Here is a 20187-nt window from a genome sequence, read left to right as displayed (position 1 = left end):
GGGGATTCATCCCCGCTGGGTCGCAAAGCGGCCCCGTTCTTAAAAAAGCGGGGACCGCTGCGCAGCCCAGCGGGGATGAATCCCCTCGCCACAAAGGCCATCCGCACTAGACCGGCAGGCTGGTGGTGGACTTGATCTCCGACAGCGCCACGATCGAATTCACTTCCTGTATCCCCGGCACCAGCGACAGCTTTTCGAAAAAGAACCGCTCGTACGCCTCGATATCCGCCGCGACAATGCGCAGCATGAAATCCACCGCCCCCATCAGCACATAACACTCCAGCACTTCCGGAAAGCCGCGAATCGCCTCGGTGAATTCGGTGAAGTTCGAACGCCCATGAGCGTTGAGTTTGATCTCGGCGAAGATCTGCGTGTTCAGGCCGATCTTCTTGCGATCCAGCAAGGTCACCTGACCGCGAATGATGCCCTCCTCCTTCATCCGCTGAATCCGCCGCCAGCACGGCGATTGCGACAGGCCGACCTGCTCGGCGATCTGCGCGCTCGACAGCGAGGCGTCTTCCTGGAGCAAGGCGAGGATCTTGCGGTCGTAGGCATCCAGCTCGCTGTGCATAAAAAATCCTCAAAAATCAGCTTTCACGAATCAACTCTTTCGATAAATCCGCTCAGACGCCGATCATAGCCAAGAAATACCCCGCACCGAATGTAAAAATTTCTCCACTGATCTGGAGATTCACCAATGCCGCACCTTGAAGCCGTGAACAGCCCCGCCACCCGCGCCGATGTCTGGAACGTCAACAACGCCCATTGCCTGGCGCAGTACCGGATCCTCGCCAAGGCCGAGCCGGATCTGCTGGTGCGGGTGCTGAATCTGTTCGCCTTGCAGTTTCTGACGCCGGAGCAGGTGAACGTGCAGCGGCAAGACGATCTGCTGTCGATCGATCTGCTCATGAGCGGCCTGAGCTGGCATCGCGCGCAAGTGATCGCGGAGAAACTGCGCAACCTGATCAGCGTCTGCACAGTGGACCTGCACAACGCCGACGCGGCGTGGCAGGCGCCGCCCAGGCTGCCGGCTGACAAATCCGGCAACGGCTTCGTCGGGTAGTGGCCCAACGGTCAGCAGAGCCACGACTATTCTTTTGCGCATGACGCTTAAAAAGGAAAGCCGCATGTCCGTTCAATTTGTCACTCAGGACCGCTGGCTGGACCTCAACGATGTATTACGGGAACTGGTCGCCCAAGGCTTCATCTGCCAGGACGCGGCGGAACAGGCGCTCAATGCCCGCCGTCGCCATGCTGCTCACGGGCAGATGCATCCGCTGGAATTCATCGCCAGCCAGCAACTCGACGACCTCAGCCGTCCGGGCAAACATCTGGATCTGGAAAGCCTGACCCTGTGGCTGGCGCAACAGGCCGGTCAGCCGTATTTGCGCATTGATCCGCTGAAAATCAATGTCGCGGCGATCACGCCGCTGATGTCCTATGCCTTCGCCCAGCGCCACAAGATTCTCGCCGTCGCCGTGGACCGCGACTCGGTTACCGTGGCCAGCGCTCAGCCCTACGTCAGCGGTTGGGAAGCTGACCTGACCCACGTATTGAAGCTGCCGATCAAACGGGTCGTGGCCAACCCGGTCGACATCCAGCGCTTCAGCGTCGAGTTTTTCCGGCTGGCCAAATCGGTCAGCGGTGCCAGCAATGCCGACGCCCAGAGCGGCAACCTTGGCAACTTCGAACAACTGCTCAACCTCGGCGCCAGCGATCAGGAGCCGGACGCCAACGACGCGCACATCGTCAACATCGTCGACTGGCTGTTCCAATACGCCTTCCAGCAGCGCGCCAGCGATATCCACATCGAACCGCGCCGTGAGCACGGCACCGTGCGCTTTCGCATCGACGGCGTGTTGCACAACGTCTATCAATTCCCGCCGCAGGTGACGATGGCGATCGTCAGCCGCCTGAAAAGCCTTGGCCGCATGAACGTCGCGGAAAAGCGCAAACCCCAGGATGGCCGGGTCAAGACCAAGACCCCGGACGGCGGCGAAGTGGAGTTGCGTTTGTCGACCTTGCCGACGGCGTTCGGCGAAAAAATGGTCATGCGGATTTTCGACCCGGAAGTGCTGCTGAAGAATTTCGACCAGTTGGGTTTCAGCGCCGACGACCTGCGCCGCTGGCAGGACATGACCCGCCAGCCCAATGGCATCATTCTGGTCACCGGGCCGACCGGTTCTGGCAAGACCACGACCCTGTACACCACGCTGAAAAAACTGGCGACGCCAGAGGTCAACCTCTGCACCATCGAAGACCCGATCGAAATGGTCGAGCCGGCCTTCAACCAGATGCAGGTGCAGCACAACATCGAACTGACCTTCGCCGCCGGGGTGCGCGCGCTGATGCGACAGGACCCGGACATCATCATGATCGGCGAGATCCGCGATCTGGAAACGGCGGAAATGGCGATTCAGGCCGCGCTCACCGGGCACTTGGTCCTGTCCACCCTGCACACCAACGACGCGCCGAGCGCCATCAGCCGTTTGCTCGAACTCGGTGTGCCGCATTACCTGATCAAAGCCACCGTGCTCGGGGTCATGGCCCAGCGTCTGGTGCGCACTTTATGTCCGCACTGCAAGGCGCCGCTGACGCTCGAAGATGAAGACTGGCAAACCCTGACCCGGCCCTGGCAGGCGCCGCTGCCGAGCAATGCGCAACGGGCGATCGGATGCCTGGAATGCCGCGACACCGGCTATCGCGGCCGCGCCGGGGTCTACGAAATCATGCAACTGAGCGACAGCCTCAAAGCGCTGATCACCCCGGATACCGACCTCACCGCGATCAGGCGTCAGGCCTTCAAGGAAGGCATGCGCAGCCTGCGCCTGTCCGGCGCGCAGAAAGTCGCGGCGGGGCTGACCACGGTGGAAGAAGTGCTGCGGGTGACGCCGCAAAGTGAGTTGAAATAATTCAGCACGGAACTGGATCGGGGGATCGGCTATCCAACCCCGTAGTCAATCCCAGGAGTCACCTCATCATGCGTCTCAAACTCGCTGTCGCCACCTTGGCCCTGCTGTCGCTTCCCGTTGGTTCGGCCATGGCGGACAGCTTTTGGCGTAACGTCATCTCCTCCGGCGCCACCACCGGTTCGACCTACCTGACGTTCAAGGATCACAAGCTGATCGTCGCCGCCCAGGACGACGCCGGCAGCTTCGTCGCCAGCGACGGCGGCATCCGTGGCCCGTACCTGGAAGCAGCGATGCAGAAAGTACGCGCCGACAACCCGGGCCTGCAGGCTTCGGACATGGAACTGGCGAACGCGATTCTGGCGAAGAACGCCGTGGCTTCCGAGTAACAAAAAATGCCGCTCAAACGAGCGGCATTTTTTTGCCCGGATTCTGAACCCGATACAAAACCCTGTGGGAGCGAGCTTGCTCGCGAAGGCAATTTCACATCCAAAATAAGCGGCGTCTGACACGACGCTTTCGCGAGCAAGCTCGATCCCACGATGACTGCATACAGGCTGAATGTCAGCGGTAATCATCCACCGGCACACACGCGCAATACAGATTGCGATCGCCATAAACGTTATCCACCCGATTCACCGCCGGCCAATATTTGTGCAAGCGTGTGTGCGCATCCGGGGTGATGGCCTGTTCGATGCTGTAAGGCCGTTCCCAGATCCCAGTGACATCGGCCAAGGTATGCGGCGCGCGTTTGAGCGGATTGTCTTCGCCCGGCCAGTTGCCCTTCTGCACTTCATTGATCTCGGCGCGAATGCTCAGCATCGCCGCGATGAAGCGGTCGAGTTCTGCCTTGGATTCGCTCTCGGTCGGCTCGACCATCAACGTACCCGGTACCGGGAAGGACATGGTCGGCGCGTGGAAGCCGTAATCCATCAGCCGCTTGGCGACGTCTTCCTCGCTGATGCCGGTCTGCGCCTTCAGCGGGCGCAGATCAAGAATGCATTCATGCGCCACCCGGCCATTGCGCCCGGTGTAGAGCACCGGAAACGCGCCGGATAAATGCTGCGCCAGATAATTCGCCGCCAGAATCGCCACCTCGCTGGCGTCCGCCAGTTGCGGCCCCATCATGACGATATACATCCAGCTGATCGGCAAAATGCTCGCACTGCCCCACGGCGCTGCGCTGACTGCACCGTTCTGTGCCAGCGGCCCGTCAATCGGCACCACCGGATGATTGGCGACGAACGGCGCCAGATGCGCGCGAACCCCGATCGGGCCCATGCCCGGCCCGCCGCCGCCATGAGGAATGCAGAAGGTCTTGTGCAGGTTCATGTGCGAGACGTCGGCGCCAATGTCCGCTGGTCTGGCCAGGCCGACCTGGGCGTTGAGATTGGCGCCATCCATATACACCTGGCCGCCGTGCTGATGGATCACTGCGCAGATTTCGCTGATGCCTTCCTCGTAAACCCCATGGGTCGACGGATAAGTCGCCATCAGGCACGACAACTTATTCCCGGCCTCCGCGGCTTTCAGCTGCAAATCATCCAGATCGACATTGCCCGCCTCATCGCATTCGACAATGACCACACGCATCCCGGCCATCTGCGCCGACGCTGGATTGGTGCCGTGAGCCGACGACGGAATCAGGCAGATATCCCGCGCGCCCTCCCCTCGGCTCTCGTAATATTTACGGATCGCCAGCAGCCCGGCGTACTCGCCCTGGGCGCCGGAGTTGGGCTGCATGCAGATCGCATCGAAACCGGTAATCGCGCAGAGCCAACGCTCAAGCTCCTCGATCATCAGCGTGTAACCGACAGCCTGCTCCCTCGGCACAAACGGATGCAGATGGGCGAACTGCGGCCAGGTGATCGGGATCATCTCGCTGGTGGCGTTGAGCTTCATCGTGCACGAGCCCAGCGGGATCATCGATTGGTTGAGCGCCAGGTCCTTGTTTTCCAGCTGTTTGAGGTAACGCAGCATCTCGGTTTCGCTGTGGTGAGCGTTGAACACCGGATGTTGCAGGTACGGCGTACTGCGCTGGAGTTCGTCGGGAATTCCCGAGGCGATGTCCTGCGCATCAAGCGCATCCACGCTCAGGCCGTGATCGGCGCCGAGCAGCACATCGAACAGCTTCGCCACGGTGTGTTCATCACAGGTCTCGTCCAGACTCAGACCGACGCGGCCGCGCCCAAGAATGCGCAGGTTGATCTGCGCTGCCTGAGCGCTTTCGATGATTGCGGTTTGTGCACCGCCGACCTCCAGAGTCAGCGTGTCGAAGAACTGCCTGTTGAGCCGTTTGATGCCGTTGCGCTCGAGTCCCGCCGCAAGGAGGCAGGTCAGGCGATGCACGCGCTGGGCGATACGCTTCAAACCCTCCGGGCCGTGATACACCGCGTAGCAACTGGCGATATTGGCCAGCAGCACCTGCGCGGTGCAGATGTTCGAATTGGCTTTCTCGCGGCGGATGTGTTGCTCGCGTGTTTGCAGGGCCATGCGCAGCGCGACGTTGCCGCGAGCATCTTTCGACACACCGATGATCCGCCCCGGAATCGCTCGTTTGTATTCCTCGCGGCTGGCGAAGAACGCCGCGTGCGGGCCGCCATAACCCATCGGCACACCGAAACGCTGGGACGAACCGAACACCACATCGGCACCCAACTCACCCGGCGGCGTCAGCACCAGCAAGCTGAGCAAATCGGTGGCGACGCAGGCCAGGGCCTGTTGCGCGTGCAGGTGGTTGATCAAGGGTTCGAGATCGCGGATTTCGCCGTGGGTGTCGGGGTATTGCAGCAGCGCGCCGAACACCTCGTGCTGCGCCAGGTTATCCACCGCGTCGACGATCAGCTCGAAGCCGAAACCTTCGGCGCGGGTCTGTACCACGGAGAGGGTTTGCGGATGGCAATTTTCATCCACAAAAAACAGATTGCTCTTCGACTTCGCCACGCGCTTGGCCAAAGCCATGGCTTCGGCCGCTGCGGTAGCCTCATCGAGCAGCGAGGCGTTGGCCAGTTCCAGGCCGGTGAGGTCGATGGTCAGCTGCTGAAAATTCAGCAGGGCTTCGAGCCGGCCCTGGGCGATCTCTGGTTGATATGGGGTGTACGCGGTGTACCAGCCGGGATTTTCCAGCACGTTGCGCAAGATGACGGTCGGCGTGACGGTGCCGTGATAGCCCATGCCGATCAGGCTGGTGAACAGCTGATTCTGCTCGGCATAACCGCGGAGTTTCGCCAGCGCAGTCTGTTCGTCGAGGGCTGGCGGCAGATCCAGTGCGCGATTCAAGCGAATGCCCGGCGGCACGGTCTGCTCGATCAGCTCGGCGCGACTGCCCAGGCCGAGGCTGTCGAGCATCGCCTGCTGCTCGGCGGCATCCGGGCCGAGGTGGCGGCGCAGAAAGGCTTCGGGATCGCGTAACTGGCTCAGGGACGGCGACTGGGACATGACGGGCTCTCCTGGCTGGCGCTTGGCGTCAATCGACACGGTCAAACCAGCATAGCAGGCGAATTTTCAAGATCACGCCGCCCCTGTGGGAGCGAGCCTGCTCGCGAAAGCGGTGTTTCAGAAACCTTGGCATTGACTGATATGGCGCTTTCGCGAGCAGGCTCGCTCCCACAAAGGGATACTCGTCACCCATAAAAAAGCCCCGACGAATCGGGGCTTTGCGTGTTGCCGGCGACTTACTCGCCGATGGCAGCCTTGTAAGCCGCAGCATCCAGCAGCTTGTCCAGCTCGGCCTTGTCGCTTGGCTTGAGCTTGAAGATCCACGCGCCGTACGGGTCGGAGTTCAGCAGTTCGGGCGAGCCGCTCAGGTCTTCGTTGATCGCGATGACCTCACCGCTGACCGGGGCGTAGATGTCGGAGGCGGCTTTCACTGACTCGACCACGCCGGATTGGTCACCGGCGGCGAACACCTTGCCGACTTCGGTCAGTTCGACGAACACCACGTCGCCAAGCGCTTCCTGCGCGTGATCGCTGATGCCCACGGTGACGGTGCCGTCGGTTTCCAGACGCGCCCATTCATGACTTTCGGCAAAACGCAGTTCGGCAGGGATATCGCTCATCTTCGGTTCCTCGGAAATTGGTCAGCGGTCATACCCGCCAGAAAAGGTTAGATCAAGGTTTTGCCATGGCGTACGAAGGCCGGTTTGACCACTCGCACCGGATACCACTTGCCACGGATTTCCACTTCGGCGCGGTCGGCGGTTGCCATCGGAACACGCGCCAGGGCAATCGATTTGCTCAGCGTAGGAGAGAAACTACCACTGGTGATCTCCCCTTCGCCAACATCGGCGATGCGAACCACTTGGTGAGCGCGCAAAACCCCGCGCTCTTCCAGCACCAGACCGACCAGTTTGTGCGCCACGCCGGTGGCTTTTTCCGCCTCCAGCGCCGCACGGCCGATGAACTGCCGCGAGGCCGGCTCCCAGGCGATGCTCCAGGCCATGTTCGAGGCCAGCGGTGAAACGTCCTGATGAATGTCCTGACCGTACAGGTTCATTCCGGCCTCGACCCGCAAGGTGTCGCGAGCACCGAGACCGATCGGCGAAATACCCGCACCGACCAGATCGTTGAAGAAACCCGGCGCCTGATTGGCCGGCAGGCAGATTTCCAGGCCATCCTCGCCGGTGTAACCGGTACGCGCGATGAACCAGTCGCCGTCGATGGCGCCTTCGAAAGGTTTGAGTTGCTGGATCAGCGTGGCGCGCGACTGGGTCACCAGTTCGGCAATCTTGTGCCGGGCCTGCGGGCCCTGGATGGCGAGCATCGCCAGCTCGGCGCGCTCGTGCAGTTGCACGTCGTAGGCGCCGAGCTGGGCGTTCATCCAGGCCAGATCCTGATCGCGGGTCGAGGCGTTGAACACCAGCCGGTACGCGTCGTCGAGGCGATAGACGATCATGTCGTCGACGATGCCACCGCGCTCATTGAGCATGGTGCTGTACAACGCCCGGCCGGGGCGGTGCAGTCGTTCGACGTCGTTGGCCAGCAGATGCTGGAGCCAGGCCTTGGCCTGGGCGCCGGTGACATCGATCACGGTCATATGGGAAACATCGAACACCCCGCAATCGCGGCGCACTTCGTGGTGCTCCTCGACCTGCGAGCCGTAATGCAGTGGCATGTCCCAACCGCCAAAATCGACCATCTTCGCGCCGAGCGCGAGGTGCAGGTCATACAGAGGCGTACGCTGTCCCATGGGTTTCTCCTTCCGGGCGTGGCGAGGGTGCGGACCGCCGCTATACGGCGGAAAGCCTTGATGAATAAGGCTTGCAGCCGATCCCAGCGCACGGGTCTGTCAGACGAACCGCACCGAATGCCGCGCATTGTAGCCGCATGATGTAGGACTGACGACTAAGTGTTTCGGTGCGCCGAACGTCGGATTAGGCCGATGACCGGCAACAACCCGACCAGCACCAGGGTCAATGCCGGCAATGAGGCGCGCGCCCATTCGCCTTCACTGGTCATTTCAAAGATGCGCACCGCCAGCGTGTCCCAGCCAAACGGGCGCATCAGCAGGGTCGCAGGCATTTCCTTGAGCACATCGACGAACACCAGCAACGCGGCGCTCAAGGTGCCGGGCAGCAGCAGCGGCAGATACACTTTGAAAAACAGTCGCGGCCCACTGACACCCAGACTACGTGCCGCTTCGGGCAAAGATGGCCGTATACGCGCCAGACTGCTTTCCAGCGGCCCATAGGCGACGGCAATGAAGCGCACCAGATAAGCCATCAGCAACGCCGCGAGGCTGCCGAGCAGCAACGGTTTGCCGGCACCACCGAGCCAGGCGGAGAGCGGAATCACCAGTTCACGATCCAGATAACTGAAGGCGAGCATGATCGACACCGCCAGCACCGAACCGGGCAACGCGTAGCCGAGATTGGCCAGACCGACCCCGGAGTTGATCGCTTGGGTCGGTGCCAGGCGCCGGGCAAACGCCAGCAACAGCGCAACGCTGACGGTGATCAGCGCCGCCATGGCACCCAGGTACAGCGTGTGCAGAATCAGTCCGGCGTAGCGCTCGTCCAGATCGAAGCGTCCACGCTGCCAGAACCACACGATCAGTTGCAGCACCGGGATGACGAAGGCGCAGGCGAACACCAATCCACACCAGCCTGTCGCCGCGAACGCCTTGAGCCCGCGCAGGTGATACAGCGCCTTCACCCGTGGCCGCTCATTGCTGGCCCGATTCGCCCCGCGCGCACGGCGCTCGCCGTACAGCACCAGCATCACCACCAGCAGCAACAGACTGGCCAGTTGTGCGGCGCTGGGCAGGCTGAAGAAGCCGTACCAGGTCTTGTAGATTGCCGTGGTGAATGTGTCGAAATTGAACACCGACACCGCGCCAAAATCGGCGAGGGTTTCCATCAGCGCCAGCGCCACGCCCGCGCCAATCGCCGGACGCGCCATCGGCAGCGCAACCCGCCAGAACGCCTGCCACGGCGACTGGCCGAGCACCCGCGCCGCTTCCATCAAACCTTTGCCCTGAGCCAGAAAAGCGGTACGCGCCAGCAGATAAACGTAGGGATAAAAAACCAGCACCAGCACCACGATCACCCCGCCGGTGGAACGCACCCGTGGCAGGCGCAGGCCGCTGCCGAACCATTCGCGCAACAGGGACTGCACGGGGCCGGCGAAATCCAACAGGCCGACGAAGACGAACGCCAGTACATAGGCAGGGATGGCGAAGGGCAGCATCAGCGCCCAGTCGAGCCAGCGCCGACCGGGGAATTCACAGAGGCTGGTCAGCCAGGCCAGGCTGACACCCAGCAGAGTCACGCCGACACCGACGCCGAGGATCAGCGTCAGGGTATTGCCGAGCAGACGCGGCATCTGGGTTTGCCACAGGTGCGACCAGATCTGCTGATCGATGGTCTGCCACGACAGCAGCAGCACGCTCAGCGGCAACAACACCAGCGCGGCGATGGCGAAGACGATGGGGTACCAGCGGCGTTGGGCGGGGTGGGCCAAGGAAACAATCTCGTTCAAATGATTGTGCCCACGCTCTGCGTGGGCACACATCCTGTGACGCTCCGCGTCACGCTTTCAGCGGCACGACGCAGAGCGTCGAGGGCTGCATTCCCACGCGGAGCGTGGGAACGATCAACAGTTACACGAAACGCCTCAGTTCCACCCCGCCCGATCCATCATCCGGATCGCCTCGGCCTGACGTTTGCCCGCCACTTCTACCGGCAAGGTATCAGCAATGAACTTGCCCCAAGCCGCCACTTCTTCCGATGGCGCCACCGCCGGGTTGGCCGGGAATTCCTGGTTCACGTCGGCAAAAATCTTCTGTGCCTCAGGCGTGGTCATCCATTCGACCAGGGCCTTGGCCGCTTCCGGGTGCGGTGCATGTTTGGTCAGGCCGATGCCCGACAGATTCACATGCACACCGCGATCGGCCTGATTCGGCCAGAACAGCTTCACCGGCAGTTCAGGCTTTTGCTTGTGCAGGCGACCGTAGTAGTAGGTGTTGACGATGCCGACGTCGCACTGCCCGGCGTTGATCGCTTCCAGCACTGCAACGTCATCGGAGAACACGTCAGTGGACAGGTTGTTGACCCAGCCCTTGAGGATTTTCTCGGTCTTCTCGGCGCCGTGGACTTCGATCATGGTCGCAGTCAGCGACTGGTTGTAGACCTTCTTCGCCGTGCGCAGGCACAGGCGGCCTTCCCAATTCTTGTCGGCCAGCGCTTCGTAGGTGGTCAGTTCACCCGGCTTCACCCGCTCGGTGGAATAGGCGATGGTCCGCGCGCGCAGGCTCAGGCCGGTCCAGGCGTGGGTGGACGAGCGATATTGCGCGGGAATGTTGGTGTCGATGGTTTTCGAGGTGAATGGCTGGAGGATGCCCATCTGCTCGGCCTGCCACAGGTTGCCGGCATCGACGGTGAGCAGCAGGTCGGCGGTGGCGTTTTCACCTTCGGCCTTGATGCGCTGCATCAGCGGCGCTTCCTTGTCGGTGATGAACTTGATCTTCACCCCGGTCTTGGCGGTGTAGGCATCGAATACCGGTTTGATCAGTTCATCGATACGCGACGAGTAAACCACCACCTCATCGGCGGCCTGGGCAGTGGTGCTGCCGATCAGGGTCAAGGCCAGTGCGGTCAGAAGACGCTTGGGTGCCAACATGGGAGTGGTCTCACGGTCGGGAAAGGTGGGCCAAATGATAAGGACTCACATTTACCACCACAATCGAACACTGGGGGAAGGAGTTACCAGATGTTGCACGACTCAAAACTGCGGTAAGTGGGCGAACGCTTTCGCGAGCAGGCTCGCTCCCACATTGGAATGCATCTCAACTGTGGGAGCGAGCCTGCTCGCGAAGGGGCATCAGCCTCAATGAGGCGGTCAGGGCTTTGCCAGAGCTGGAAGATCACCGGTCAGCCCCAGCGCCTCGCGCACAAACAGCGCCTTCGCCTCGGGCATCTGCTCGACCAGCTTCAACCCGGCATTGCGCAACCAGCGCAGTGGCAGCGGGTCGGCCTGGAACAACCGCTCGAAGCCTTCCATCGCCGCCATCAGCGCCAGATTGTGCGGCATACGCCGACGCTCGTAGCGGCTCAGCACCTTCACGTCTGCCAGTCGCTCACCGCGCTGATGCGCTTGCAGCAACACTTCCGCCAGCACCGCTGCATCGAGGAAACCAAGGTTCACACCCTGCCCCGCCAACGGGTGAATGGTGTGCGCCGCATCACCGATCAAGGCCAGGCCTTCAGCGACATAACGTTTGGCGTGACGCTGACGCAGCGGCACGCACAGACGCGGGTCGGCGCTGATCACTTCACCGAGGCGCCCTTCGAACGCTCGCTCCAGCTCAGCGCAAAACGCAGTCTCTTCCAGCGCCATCAAGCGCTCGGCTTCAGCCGGTGTGGTCGACCAGACGATCGAGCACCAGTCCTGCTGACCATCACGTTCCAGCGGCAGAAACGCCAATGGCCCGTGATCGGTAAAGCGCTGCCACGCGGTTTTGCGGTGCGGCTGGCTGCAGCGCACGCTGGTGACGATGGCGTGATGCAGATAATCCCACTCGCGAGTCGCCACCCCAGTGAGACGGCGCACCGCTGAATTGGCGCCGTCCGCCGCGATCACCAGCGGTGCGCGCAAGGTGCGGCCATCGGCCAGGGACAGCAGCCAGTCATCGCCGGAGCGACGCATCTGTTCCAGCCGCGCATTGGCCAGCATGCCCAGGTCGCAGTCATGCAAACGCTCGAGCAGAGCATCCTGGACCACGCGGTTTTCGACGATGTGGCCGAGCACATCGGCATGCACACTGCTTGCCGAGAAATGAATCTGCCCGGTGCCGCTGCCGTCCCAGACGTGCATGTCGGTGTACGGGCTGCTGCGCCGCTGGGCGATGCCGTCCCAGACGCCAAGGCGTTCGAGAATGCGCTGGCTCGCCGCCGACAATGCACTGACGCGCGGTTCGAACGCCGCTTCGGCATCGAACGGCTTCACGCTCAACGGGCTGCCGTCGAGCAGCAGCACTTCCAGCCCACTGTCCTGTAACGCCAGCGCCAGGGCGCTGCCGACCATTCCGGCTCCGACAATCAGCAGATCTGCGCGCATTTCCATGCTTTAGGCCTGTCTCGCTTGCGGCTTGAGCCGCACGTAAAGGGTTTTACCGACCCGCGCCACGAGGTTGCCGGCGCCGTCATGAATGTCGACCTGCAACTGCGGCAGGTATTTCTCGCCGTTGGCGGTCTGCCGGCGGATCTCGTCGAGCAGAGTCTGGTCGATGTTGAACCGGGCGAACACCGGGCCTTTGCCCGGCGCAATGAAATCGATGTCGGCGGCCTTGTCCCAGACGATGTATTTCGGACCGAGGTTTTCCATGAGCATCAACATGAAGAACGGGTCGACCATCGAATACAGACTGCCGCCAAACTGGGTGCCGACGTAGTTGCGGTTGTACCAGCCCAAACCCATGGACACCTGCACATCGCGAAAGTCGTCACTGATGTGCCGAACGCGCACTCCGGCGCCGAGATACGGCGGGTAGAAGGTCATTACCCAGCGCATCAATCGTGCCTTGCCGAATTTTTTGCTCAGCCACTCAAGCATCCGGACGGGTTCCCAGGCCCATCGCCTGCCGGGCGAACCAGCGTTTGGCTGGCGGCAGCAGGTCGAGGCCGAGCAGGCCGAGATTGCGCCCCAGCGACACCAGCGGCTGGCTGCTGCCGAACAGGCGCGTGACCTGATCGGAGAAGCCCACGGTCAGGTCCTGATCGAGGCGCTGCCGTTCGCGATAGGCCTGCAACGTGGCGAAGTCGCCCAGCGGCTTGTCGCTGGCCAGCAGCGCGGCAGCCAATGCATCGGCGTCACGCAGCGACAGGTTGAAGCCCTGGCCGGCGATCGGGTGCAGGCTGTGTGCGGCGTTGCCGAGCACGGCCAGATGTGAGCGCACCTGTTCTTCAGCTTCGATCAGTGACAGCGGATAAAGATGCCGTGCGCCGACCTGTTTCAAAGTGCCGAGGCGGTAACCGAATACGCCTTGCAGCTCGCTGAGAAAATCACGCTCGCTCAATTCAGTCAGACGCTGCGCGTCCATGCCCAGCCGCGTCCACACCAGTGCGCAGCGATTGTCCGGCAGCGGCAGCAGGGCCATCGGCCCCTCATCGGTAAAGCGCTCGAAGGCCATGCCGTTGTGCGCTTCACTCGGGGTGATGTTGGCGATCAGTGCGCTCTGGTTGTACGGGCGCGTGCGCACGTTGATGCCCAACTGTTCGCGCAACCCGGAGCGGCCGCCATCGGCGAGCACCGCGAGGTCGCATTCAAGGGTGGTTTCATCGTTGAGGGTCAGGCGATAGCCATCGGCCAACGGCTCCATGCGCGTGACTTCCGCCGGGCAGCGCCACGTGATCACGTCTTTGTCGAGGTGTTGCCACAGGCACTGGCCGAGCCAGGCGTTTTCCACCACGTAACCGAGCGCTGGCACACCCTCTTCCATCGCCGACAAGCGCGCGGTGGAGAAGCGGCCACGGTCGGAGACGTGAATCTGTTTGATCGGCTCGGCGCGGCGGGAAATTTCCTGCCACACGCCCAGGCGCTGATAAATCTGCCGCGAGCCGAACGACAGCGCCGAAGAGCGGGCGTCGTAGCTCGGCTGCCAACTGTCGCCGGGGGCGAACGGTTCGATCAGGACGATCTTCCAGCCCTGCGCCTTGGCGCCGGCCTGCAACGCCAACGCCAGACTGGCGCCGACCAGACCGCCACCGATGATTGCCAGATTGACTCGACTCATGCTGCGTGTGTCCTTGCTTGTGCCATCAGCGCTTCGATCTCGGCGACGGTTTTCGGCACGCCGCTAGTGAGTATTTCACAACCGGATCGGGTCACGACCACGTCATCCTCGATGCGCACGCCAATGCCGCGCCATTTCTTCGCCACGTTCTGATTGTCCGCCGCGATGTAGATGCCAGGCTCCACGGTCAGCGCCATGCCGACCTCCAGCACGCGCCATTCGCCGCCGACCTTGTACTCGCCAACGTCATGCACATCCATGCCCAGCCAGTGGCCGGCGCGGTGCATATAAAAAGCCTTGTAGGCTTCGCTGGCGATCAACTCGTCAACCTCGCCCTGCAACAAGCCAAGCTTGACCAGACCTGCGGTGATCACCCGCACCGTGGCTTCGTGCGCCTGGTTCCAGTGCTTGTTGGGGGCAATCTCGGCGAATGCCGCTTCCTGCGAAGCCAGCACCAACTCGTAGATCGCCTTCTGCTCCGGCGAGAACCTGCCATTGACCGGCCAGGTGCGGGTGATGTCGCTGGCGTAGCAGTCGATCTCGCAACCGGCGTCGATCAACACCAGATCGCCGTCCTTGAGCAACGCGTCATTCTGCTGGTAATGCAGGATGCAGCTGTTGCGCCCGGCGGCGACGATCGAACCGTAGGCCGGCATCTTCGCCCCGCCCTTGCGGAATTCGTAATCCAGTTCGGCTTCGAGGCTGTATTCATACAGCCCCGGACGACTGGCCTGCATCGCGCGGATATGCGCCTGCGCCGAAATCCGCGCGGCTTCGCGCATCACCTTCACTTCTGCCGCCGATTTATACAGGCGCATGTCGTGCAGGAGGTGATCCAGGGCAACGAATTCATTCGGCGGCTGCGCGCCGAGGTGCGCCTTGGAGCGGATCACGTTGATCCAGTCCATCAAATGCCGATCGAATTCAGGGTTGCTGCCCATCGCCGAATACACCCGGTCGCGGCCTTCGATCAGGCCGGGAAGAATGTCGTCGATGTCAGTAATCGGAAAGGCGTCGTCGGCGCCGTACTCGCGGATCGCGCCTTCCTGCCCTGCGCGCAGGCCATCCCACAATTCGCGTTCGGCGTTGCGTTCACGACAGAACAGGATGTACTCGCCGTGCTCGCGGCCGGGCATCAGGACGATGACGGCTTGTGGCTCGGGGAAACCGCTGAGGTACTGGAAGTCGCTGTCCTGACGATAGACGTGCTCGACGTCGCGGTTGCGGATGGCCACCGCGGCGGCGGGCAGGATCGCGATGCTGTTGGGTTCCATCTGCGCCATCAGGGCCTTGCGGCGACGGCTGTATTCCGCTTTGGGGATATGGGTCATGGGCAGATGGCTTTCCCTGGCACGCGATTAATGCAGCGACGGCTTGGCGGCTGGCGGCACATCGGCTTTTTTGGTTTCCGAGAACAGCAGCAACGGCGCGACGCGCAGGTATTCCATGACTTCCATGTAGTCGGATTCGCCGTCTTCGGATTCTTCCAGCGCGTCCTGCACCTGAGCGATGGCGGCCAGATCCCGCAGCACTTCGTTGGCTTCGTCACTCAGTGCATAAGCACGGCGGGTCAGACCGAAACCGCTGAGGAAGCCCTGGCACCACTCGCCCAGTGCGGCAGCGCGGTCGGCCAGCGGTGCATCGTCGGTCGGCAGCAGCAGCACGACAGTGACGTCGTCGCCGGTCAGCTCGCCTTTGACCATCTCCTGCAGGCCGATCAGGGCGTTGCGGACGTTGTCCTGGATGTCGCCTTCGAGCAGTTCGGCGGCGTCGATCAGCCAGCCTTCGTGATCGAAGCCGGCCCCGGCGCAACTGCGCCCGAGCAGCACGCCGTGCAGTTCGGCAGGCGAGACGTTGTGGCCGCTGGCAGTCAGCAGGGTGGCAAAGGCTTGGTACGGGGAATTCGCAATGGTCATGGGCAGCTAGGCGCCAGACGGCGCTATGTCTAGAATGAAGGCCTTGTATCCTACATCGACAGCCCCGCCAAGACCATTAAAGGCTGTCCGCCAGTTACCACCCATCAGACGAACACGTGGACCCAATGGAAGACACCGACCTGCAAGCGCTGATGGCCAGACTCGAACTGCTGATTGGCCGAGTCGAGCAACTTAAGAGTCAAAACGCACTCTTACTAGCTCAGGAAAAAACCTGGCGCGAGGAACGCGCTCACCTCATTGAAAAAAACGAAATCGCCCGGCGTAAGGTCGAATCGATGATTTCGCGCCTCAAGGCCCTGGAGCAAGACTCATGAGTTCAAGCAATAGCGTTACCGTGCAGATCCTCGACAAAGAGTATTCGATCATCTGCCCGCCGGAAGAACGCAGCAATCTGGTCAGCGCCGCCCGCTACCTGGACGGCAAGATGCGCGAGATCCGCAGCAGCGGCAAAGTCATCGGCGCCGACCGCATTGCCGTGATGGCCGCGCTGAACATCACCCACGACCTGTTGCACAAAGAAGAGCGCCCGGACATCCAGGCCAGCGGTTCGACCCGCGAACAGGTACGCGACTTGCTCGATCGTGTCGATCTGGTCCTGGCCGACGATCAGAACACCGCCAAGGGCTGATTCGACTGACAGCTTGAGGTATACTCGCGGCACTCCCTGGGGTGCTTGCCAGTTGACGATGTCCCGGAGCCGATTCGCACTACCCTGGAAGTTGCACGTTGGGCTGGTGTGCATGTCCGCTAGACGGAAAGCCTTAAAGTCTACTGCTTCTTCCACCTTGAACTTTCGGGTTCAAGGGCTGAGTTGACAGCGGTTCATCCGGGGAGCCTGATTCGAATCCGATGTCGGTGTATGCCGACATCGGATTTTTTATGCGTACGTTTTTGCATCCACCTGCCGAAGCCGAACCATGACCGAACCCGCGCTGCTGCCCCGCCCGCAACTCCGCCGCCTGCTGCGCAAGGCGCGCCGCGCACTGACGCCGGGCGAACAACGCCGGGCTGCCAAAGGCCTGTTCCGGCAATTGGCGCAAGACCCGCACTTTCGCCGGGCGAAACATATCTCTCTGTATTTGCCCACCGACGGTGAAATCGATCCGCGCCTGCTGCTGCGCGAAGCCCAGCGTCGTGGCAAGGCGACTTATCTGCCGGTACTCAGCGCGTGGCCACGAACGAAAATGGTCTTCCAGCGCATCCGCCCCGGCGAAAAGCTCACGCCCAATCGCTTCCGCATCCTCGAGCCCCGGGCCAATCTGGCTCGGCAACGCAAGGTCTGGGCGCTGGATCTGGTGCTGTTGCCGCTGGTGGGGTTTGACGATGTCGGCGGGCGCCTGGGCATGGGCGGCGGATTTTATGATCGCAGCCTCGCCTATCTGGCCCGCCGCAATAACTGGCGCAAGCCGACGCTGCTGGGCCTGGCCCATGAGTGTCAGAAGGTCGAACGTCTGGCGCAGGCGAGTTGGGATGTCCCGTTACAAGGCACGGTTACCGACAAGGCGTGGTATTTCGCAGAGTAGACGCCGCATGGAACAGCGGCGTCGAAGAGACAGGTTCAGCGTTTGAAAGCGGTCGACTGTTGCACCTGTTGCGCCACTTCAATCGGCGCGTCGGTCTTGTTCGCCCACAGGCTCTGCGCGTAACCGGTGGTCACCACGCCCAGGCCAAACAAAATTACCAAAGTCCATAGCAAATCCGGTTTGCGTTTCATCGATTGCCCCCCTCAAGGCACATCATCACGATGACAGCAGCGGTTTCCGTTCGTAGGCCGTGCAGCAGCGTCAAGCTTTAAAGGCCGGCATTTTGCGGCAACGTGAACCTGTGCGCAAACGCTGACGTCAACCGACTGTCGGTTTGTCATAAAATTGCCCGACAACCTGCCCAATGACCGCTTCAGGAGCACACCACATGGCCTACTGGCTGATGAAATCAGAGCCCGACGAACTCTCGATCAAGGGTCTGGAAAAGCTCGGCAAGGCGCGCTGGGACGGGGTTCGCAACTATCAGGCGCGCAATTTCCTGCGGGCGATGGCCGTTGGTGACGAGTTCTTTTTCTACCATTCCAGCTGCCCCGAGCCGGGGATTGCCGGGATTGGCAAAATTATCGAAGCAGCGTATCCCGATCCGACGGCGCTGGAGCCCGACAGCCATTACTTCGATCCGAAGGCTACTGCAGAAAAAAATGCCTGGAGCGCGATCGATGTCGAGCATGTCGAGACGTTCAAACGGGTGTTGAAGCTCGATTATCTGAAGCAGCAGACGGCGCTGGCGGAGCTGCCGCTGGTGCAGAAGGGCTCGCGGTTGTCGGTGATGCCGGTGACGGCGGAGCAGTGGGCGGCAGTCATCGCGCTCAAACCCTGATTCATTTTTGCCTGATAAATAGCTTTCGCGAGCAGGCTCGCTCCCACAGGAACATGCAGTCCAATGTGGGAGTGAGCCTGCTCGCGAAGAGGCCTGCCCGGACGGCGAATGACTTACTGAATGATCAGGTTGTTGAACAACAGATCCTCAACCACCGGCTTGCCGGTCTCGTCATTCATGACCTGCTGGGTCTGCTTCAACGCTTCCTGACGCAGCTTTTCCTTGCCCTCGATGCTGCCCATCGCCTCGGTCGACTGCTGAGTGAACAACGCCACCAGTTGATTACGGATCAGCGGCTCGTTGGCCTTGACCAGTTTGGTCGCCTCTTCACCAGTCACACGCAATGCCACATCGGCCTTGTAGACCTTGAGCTTGGCGGTGCCGTCCAGGCCATAGTTGCCGACGAACGGCGGGCTCAGGGTGATGTAATTGACCTTCGGCGCCTCGCCTTCTTTGGCTTCTTCGGCCAGTGCTGCCACAGGCAGAGACAGGGCCAGCAACAACATGATCCACGCTTTCACAATTCGCTCCTTATCCGGTTTGCGGCCTAGCATAACGACCCGCCGCGCAAGCACAAGCTTATGGCTGACTATCAGGGCCGGGCATGCTCGTTGACCCGTTGATTCACACACCTACACTTATCGGCCATCACTCCCAAAGGAATAGCCCTGATGAAAGCCGTGCTGTGCAAAGCCTTCGGCCCTGCCGAATCGCTGGTGCTGGAAGACGTCGCCAGTCCTGTCGCCAAGAAGAATGAAATCCTGCTGGACGTGCACGCTGCCGGAGTCAATTTCCCGGACACGCTGATCATCGAGGGCAAGTACCAGTTCAAACCGCCCTTCCCGTTTTCGCCGGGCGGTGAAGCGGCGGGCGTGGTGCGTGAAGTCGGGGAAAAGGTCAGCCATCTGAAAGTCGGCGACCGGGTCATGGCCCTGACTGGCTGGGGCAGTTTTGCCGAGCAGGTGGCGGTGCCGGGCTACAACGTGTTGCCGATTCCACCGTCGATGGACTTCAACATTGCCGCTGCATTCAGCATGACCTACGGCACGTCGATGCACGCACTCAAGCAACGCGCCCAACTGCAACCGGGCGAAACCCTGCTGGTGCTCGGCGCGTCGGGCGGCGTCGGCCTCGCCGCGGTGGAGATCGGCAAAGCCATGGGCGCCCGGGTGATCGCCGCCGCCAGCAGTGCCGAGAAACTCGCGGTGGCCAAGGCTGCCGGCGCCGATGAACTGATCAACTACAGCGAAGCCAGCCTCAAGGACGAGATCAAACGCCTCACCGACGGCCAGGGCGCCGACGTGATCTACGACCCGGTCGGCGGCGACCTGTTCGACCAGGCCATCCGCGCCATCGCCTGGAACGGTCGCCTGCTGGTGGTCGGCTTCGCCAGCGGACGCATCCCGGAACTGCCGGTCAACCTCGCCCTGCTCAAAGGCGCGGCGGTGCTCGGCGTGTTCTGGGGTTCTTTTGCCCAACGCCAGCCCCAGGACAACGCAGCCAACTTCCAGCAGCTGTTCAGCTGGTTTGCCGAGGGCAAACTCAAACCGCTGGTATCGCAGGTGTATCCGCTGAGCAATGCCGCGCAGGCAATCGATGATCTCGGCCAGCGCAAGGCTGTGGGCAAGGTTGTCGTTCAGGTTCGTTAACAACATGGAGCGATCCGGAGCAACCATCCGGATCGCTTTAGCGTTGAGGTCTACCTCTCCCATGCGCAAAACCGCAGAAACCCACCCGAGCCACCATT

21 protein-coding genes and 1 other RNA gene are annotated in these 20187 nt (G+C 61.8%); 9 read left to right on the top strand and 13 right to left on the bottom strand.

The annotated features are described in order from the left end of the window. Positions 1 to 106: 106 nt before the first annotated feature. Positions 107 to 571: an Lrp/AsnC family transcriptional regulator gene (locus QMX86_RS05640; protein WP_024014730.1), complete on the bottom strand. Its 465-nt coding sequence runs from the start codon at positions 569 to 571 to the stop codon at positions 107 to 109. Between the two features lie 126 nt (positions 572 to 697). On the opposite strand from QMX86_RS05640, the gene QMX86_RS05635 reads away from it, so the two are divergent. From QMX86_RS05635 to QMX86_RS05625, 3 genes are all read left to right on the top strand, one after another. After that, positions 698 to 1063: a hypothetical protein gene (locus QMX86_RS05635; protein WP_282387302.1), complete on the top strand. Its 366-nt coding sequence runs from the start codon at positions 698 to 700 to the stop codon at positions 1061 to 1063. Positions 1064 to 1127: 64 nt separating this feature from the next. Beyond that, positions 1128 to 2912 carry a GspE/PulE family protein gene (locus QMX86_RS05630; protein WP_122506176.1) on the top strand — a complete coding sequence of 595 codons (1785 nt, stop codon included), beginning with the start codon at positions 1128 to 1130 and terminating at the stop codon, positions 2910 to 2912. A gap of 65 nt (positions 2913 to 2977) precedes the next feature. Next, positions 2978 to 3298 (top strand): DUF2388 domain-containing protein, encoded by a 321-nt coding sequence (locus QMX86_RS05625; protein ID WP_172667868.1) that lies wholly within the window; start codon positions 2978 to 2980, stop codon positions 3296 to 3298. A 175-nt stretch (positions 3299 to 3473) separates the two neighbouring features. On the opposite strand, the gene gcvP is transcribed toward QMX86_RS05625, so the two are convergent. From gcvP to QMX86_RS05575, 10 genes are all read right to left on the bottom strand, one after another. Further along, positions 3474 to 6347 carry an aminomethyl-transferring glycine dehydrogenase gene (gcvP, locus tag QMX86_RS05620; RefSeq protein WP_282387305.1) on the bottom strand — a complete coding sequence of 958 codons (2874 nt, stop codon included), beginning with the start codon at positions 6345 to 6347 and terminating at the stop codon, positions 3474 to 3476. 236 nt (positions 6348 to 6583) lie between these two features. Continuing rightward, positions 6584 to 6967 carry a glycine cleavage system protein GcvH gene (gcvH, locus tag QMX86_RS05615; protein ID WP_073470982.1) on the bottom strand — a complete coding sequence of 128 codons (384 nt, stop codon included), beginning with the start codon at positions 6965 to 6967 and terminating at the stop codon, positions 6584 to 6586. A gap of 47 nt (positions 6968 to 7014) precedes the next feature. Beyond that, positions 7015 to 8097 (bottom strand): glycine cleavage system aminomethyltransferase GcvT, encoded by a 1083-nt coding sequence (gcvT, locus tag QMX86_RS05610; RefSeq protein ID WP_282387561.1) that lies wholly within the window; start codon positions 8095 to 8097, stop codon positions 7015 to 7017. Positions 8098 to 8252: 155 nt separating this feature from the next. Beyond that, complete coding sequence (locus tag QMX86_RS05605; protein ID WP_282387559.1) at positions 8253 to 9869, bottom strand: iron ABC transporter permease; 1617 nt, start codon at positions 9867 to 9869, stop codon at positions 8253 to 8255. Positions 9870 to 10022: 153 nt separating this feature from the next. After that, positions 10023 to 11027 carry an extracellular solute-binding protein gene (locus tag QMX86_RS05600; protein ID WP_122506180.1) on the bottom strand — a complete coding sequence of 335 codons (1005 nt, stop codon included), beginning with the start codon at positions 11025 to 11027 and terminating at the stop codon, positions 10023 to 10025. A 219-nt stretch (positions 11028 to 11246) separates the two neighbouring features. Next, positions 11247 to 12464 carry a 2-octaprenyl-3-methyl-6-methoxy-1,4-benzoquinol hydroxylase gene (locus tag QMX86_RS05595; protein WP_282387182.1) on the bottom strand — a complete coding sequence of 406 codons (1218 nt, stop codon included), beginning with the start codon at positions 12462 to 12464 and terminating at the stop codon, positions 11247 to 11249. Positions 12465 to 12473: 9 nt separating this feature from the next. Further along, the gene (locus QMX86_RS05590) at positions 12474 to 12959 is read right to left on the bottom strand and encodes a DUF4442 domain-containing protein (protein WP_039757437.1); all 486 of its coding nucleotides are present in this window, start codon (positions 12957 to 12959) and stop codon (positions 12474 to 12476) included. Continuing rightward, positions 12952 to 14139, bottom strand: coding sequence for a 2-octaprenyl-6-methoxyphenyl hydroxylase (gene ubiH / locus QMX86_RS05585; RefSeq protein WP_212617402.1), 1188 nt, complete (start codon positions 14137 to 14139; stop codon positions 12952 to 12954). The genes QMX86_RS05590 and ubiH overlap by 8 nt, the downstream gene beginning before the upstream one ends. After that, positions 14136 to 15470: a Xaa-Pro aminopeptidase gene (gene pepP, locus QMX86_RS05580; RefSeq protein WP_041476895.1), complete on the bottom strand. Its 1335-nt coding sequence runs from the start codon at positions 15468 to 15470 to the stop codon at positions 14136 to 14138. Before pepP ends, ubiH begins: the two co-directional genes overlap by 4 nt. A gap of 27 nt (positions 15471 to 15497) precedes the next feature. Continuing rightward, positions 15498 to 16055 carry a YecA family protein gene (locus tag QMX86_RS05575; RefSeq protein ID WP_282387175.1) on the bottom strand — a complete coding sequence of 186 codons (558 nt, stop codon included), beginning with the start codon at positions 16053 to 16055 and terminating at the stop codon, positions 15498 to 15500. A gap of 125 nt (positions 16056 to 16180) precedes the next feature. Between QMX86_RS05575 and QMX86_RS05570 the strand changes: the two genes are divergently transcribed. The 4 genes from QMX86_RS05570 (at position 16181) to QMX86_RS05555 (ending at position 17599) form a co-directional block, all read left to right on the top strand. Next, positions 16181 to 16390: a TIGR02449 family protein gene (locus QMX86_RS05570; protein WP_007911197.1), complete on the top strand. Its 210-nt coding sequence runs from the start codon at positions 16181 to 16183 to the stop codon at positions 16388 to 16390. Beyond that, on the top strand, positions 16387 to 16704 hold the full coding sequence (locus tag QMX86_RS05565; RefSeq protein ID WP_016772632.1) for a cell division protein ZapA: 318 nt from the start codon (positions 16387 to 16389) through the stop codon (positions 16702 to 16704). The genes QMX86_RS05570 and QMX86_RS05565 overlap by 4 nt, the downstream gene beginning before the upstream one ends. Before the next feature lie 30 nt (positions 16705 to 16734). Next, positions 16735 to 16913: non-coding RNA, 6S RNA (gene ssrS, locus QMX86_RS05560), on the top strand. A gap of 80 nt (positions 16914 to 16993) precedes the next feature. After that, positions 16994 to 17599, top strand: coding sequence for a 5-formyltetrahydrofolate cyclo-ligase (locus QMX86_RS05555; protein WP_071172157.1), 606 nt, complete (start codon positions 16994 to 16996; stop codon positions 17597 to 17599). A 35-nt stretch (positions 17600 to 17634) separates the two neighbouring features. Here QMX86_RS05555 and QMX86_RS05550 read toward each other — a convergent pair whose 3' ends face one another. Beyond that, a complete protein-coding gene (locus QMX86_RS05550; RefSeq protein ID WP_024014743.1) occupies positions 17635 to 17790 on the bottom strand; it encodes a hypothetical protein in 156 nt (51 codons plus the stop codon). Positions 17791 to 17987: 197 nt separating this feature from the next. Here QMX86_RS05550 and QMX86_RS05545 point away from each other — a divergent pair, with 197 nt between their 5' ends. After that, on the top strand, positions 17988 to 18440 hold the full coding sequence (locus QMX86_RS05545) for an EVE domain-containing protein (RefSeq protein ID WP_122748314.1): 453 nt from the start codon (positions 17988 to 17990) through the stop codon (positions 18438 to 18440). Positions 18441 to 18553: 113 nt separating this feature from the next. On the opposite strand, the gene QMX86_RS05540 is transcribed toward QMX86_RS05545, so the two are convergent. Beyond that, positions 18554 to 18961, bottom strand: coding sequence for a flagellar basal body-associated protein FliL (locus tag QMX86_RS05540; protein ID WP_056791694.1), 408 nt, complete (start codon positions 18959 to 18961; stop codon positions 18554 to 18556). A gap of 150 nt (positions 18962 to 19111) precedes the next feature. Between QMX86_RS05540 and QMX86_RS05535 the strand changes: the two genes are divergently transcribed. Then, positions 19112 to 20089 carry an NADPH:quinone oxidoreductase family protein gene (locus tag QMX86_RS05535; protein ID WP_282386255.1) on the top strand — a complete coding sequence of 326 codons (978 nt, stop codon included), beginning with the start codon at positions 19112 to 19114 and terminating at the stop codon, positions 20087 to 20089. The last annotated feature ends 98 nt before the right edge of the window (positions 20090 to 20187 follow it).

It is taken from the genome of Pseudomonas sp. PS01270 (assembly GCF_029959775.1).
GTDB classification, from domain to species: Bacteria; Pseudomonadota; Gammaproteobacteria; order Pseudomonadales; family Pseudomonadaceae; genus Aquipseudomonas; species Aquipseudomonas atacamensis.
The sequence above is the reverse complement of the archived record's forward strand: the minus strand, read 5'-3'. Positions and strand labels throughout refer to the sequence as shown.